The sequence below is a fragment of the Streptomyces sp. NPDC089915 genome (assembly GCF_040684675.1).
Taxonomy (GTDB): domain Bacteria; phylum Actinomycetota; class Actinomycetes; order Streptomycetales; family Streptomycetaceae; genus Streptomyces.
Genome location: NZ_JBFBGN010000316.1, coordinates 1 through 2,149 on the forward strand (window position 1 = coordinate 1; position 2,149 = coordinate 2,149).

The window sequence follows — 2,149 nt, forward strand, 5'->3', positions numbered from 1 at the left end:
CTCGCGCTGATCGAGCGGGGCCGTCAGTTGCGGCCTGACCTGTGCTTCGCCGTCCTGGAATCCCCGCCGGAAGTGACACACGCGTCGGGGAGCTTCGATGCGATCCTGTTGTTCGCAGTGCTGACGTGCGTCCCAGACAGCAGTGCCCAGCGGGCGCTGGTCGACGAGCTGAACCGCGTCCTGGCGCCCGGCGGGCTGCTCTACGTCAGCGATATGGTCCTGCAGGACGACGAACGAAACCACAGTCGATATGCGGCCCACGCGCGGCAATTCGGCACACCATACGGGGTGTTCGCCACGGACGACGGTGCGGTGTGTCGGCACCACGACATTGCGGAGCTACACGCTTTGTTGTCGGACTTCGACCTCGTGGACGAGCGCCGGACCGAGGTGGCCACGATGAACGGCCACCGGTCTCAGGCGGTGCAGCTGCTGGCCCGCAAGCGGTAGCGGTAGCGGTCACAGCCACTCGTTGACGGCCGCGATCAGCACCGTGGCCTCGTAGCGGACGGAGAGCTTGTCGTACCTCGTGGCCGCCGCGCGGTGGCGCTCGAGGCGGTTGATCCCGCACTCCACCGCGTGGCGCTCGCGGTAGTCGTCCTTGTCGAACATCGGCGGCCGGCCTCCGTGGGATCCGCGCTTCTTGCGGTTGGCGATCTGGCCCTTCTTCTCCGGGATCGTGCAGGGATGCCGCGTCTGCCCGAGCTAGGAGCTGCTCGAAGATGCCGTGCCAGGTTCCGTCGCGCTGCCAGCGCCGGAACAGCCCGTACACCGTCTCCCACGGTCCGTACCGTTCGGGCAGGTCTCGCCACGGCATCCCTGTCCGAGTGCGGAACCCTATGCCGTTGATCAGCTGCCGCTTGGCGTGAACCGGCGGCCGACCAGGCTTAATGCCCGTAGGCAGCAGCGGTTCCAGCACCGTCCACTGAGCGTCTGTCAGAATTCCCGAGCCACGGGGAGTGATCACCTGCGGGCCGGGCGCAACGTCGCACGTACAACGTCGGTGAATGCGGGCGGGGTTGTGATGACGGACAGGTACTGTTCGGCCATGGATCCGTCGGGGGCGCGCACGACTCACAAGGCTCACCAGGACACCGGGACGCCACGGGGATGACGGAGCGAATAGAACTGCACCTGGCCGGCGCACGGCTGAACCTCCGCAGGGAGCGGTGGCTGGCGGAGGGCCTGGACGTATCGCCCGTCCTGTGCCGGCACGAAACAGGCGTCCACACGCCGACCGAGCCGGGGCCGGCCACCGCCCCCGACCGCCTTGCCGTGCTGATCACACACCCGGACTGGGGCCTGGCCCTGTCCGTCGAGCTGCAGCCGGACGGGACGGCAGGACTGGCGTACCACGCAACCCTCGGGTCGGTGGAGAACCACGTCCGCGTCCACTCCCTCGAAGCATGGGAAGCGCTGCTGGACGACGCCGTCCGGCGCGCTCGGGGCCTGAGGGTGCAGCACGCCCACCTGCTCGCCACCAGCTGCACCACGGGCTGGCTCGACTGGGTCCACGGCGAGTTGTGGCTGCTGCCGGACTCCCTGGTCCGCGTTCGCGGCGGATTCGTCGACACCGTCGTGAACTCCATCATCCCCGACGAACGGGAACACACCGCCACCACTGTGATCGGCTACGACCCGACCGCCGTCCTGGAGGGCCACCACACCAACAAGGTCATCCCCTTCGACGGCATCGCGCACGCCAGACTGCACCGCGGTCTCACCACGTCCGGCCTCGCCGTCACGATGACGGACGGCACCCGCCACAAACTGCTGTGGCTGTCCTCCGAACCGGCCCGCCGCGTACTGACGGACCGCCTGCTGCCCGTACTCGGCTCCCGCTTGACCCCGTGAGGGCCCCCTGAGGGCCCCCTGAGGGACCCCGTGGGACCGCTCCCGGCGCCTCACGGTCGACGCCGACGGCACGGTTGGGCCGTACAGGGCATTCGGCCGGCCTGTCCGGCTCTCGTCCACGGGTCCTGAGCCCGCTCGGGGTGGGACGCGTCTAGCGTCGGCTGCGGCGGTCCCGCACGTCCCCGATGGGGCATCGGGCGCCGCCCTCGGTCCGGAGCACGGAGACGGCGCGTCGGTGCCGCGCGCCCCGCAGGAGGTCTTGATGTCGGGTATCGCAGGAGCGGCGAAGGCGCGG

The 2,149-nt window shown here is 69.5% G+C and carries 2 protein-coding genes and 1 pseudogene; 2 read left to right on the forward strand and 1 reads right to left on the reverse strand.

Annotated elements, in window-relative coordinates:
• A partial coding sequence (locus AB0O29_RS35300; RefSeq protein ID WP_365160369.1) for a methyltransferase domain-containing protein occupies positions 1–450 on the forward strand: 450 nt, incomplete at its 5' end.
• A gap of 9 nt (positions 451–459) precedes the next feature.
• On the opposite strand, the pseudogene AB0O29_RS35305 reads toward AB0O29_RS35300, so the two are convergent.
• Positions 460–964 (reverse strand): annotated as a pseudogene (locus AB0O29_RS35305) (transposase).
• Between the two features lie 146 nt (positions 965–1,110).
• On the opposite strand from AB0O29_RS35305, the gene AB0O29_RS35310 reads away from it, so the two are divergent.
• Complete coding sequence (locus AB0O29_RS35310) at positions 1,111–1,854, forward strand: hypothetical protein (RefSeq protein ID WP_365160371.1); 744 nt, start codon at positions 1,111–1,113, stop codon at positions 1,852–1,854.
• Positions 1,855–2,149: the final 295 nt, after the last annotated feature.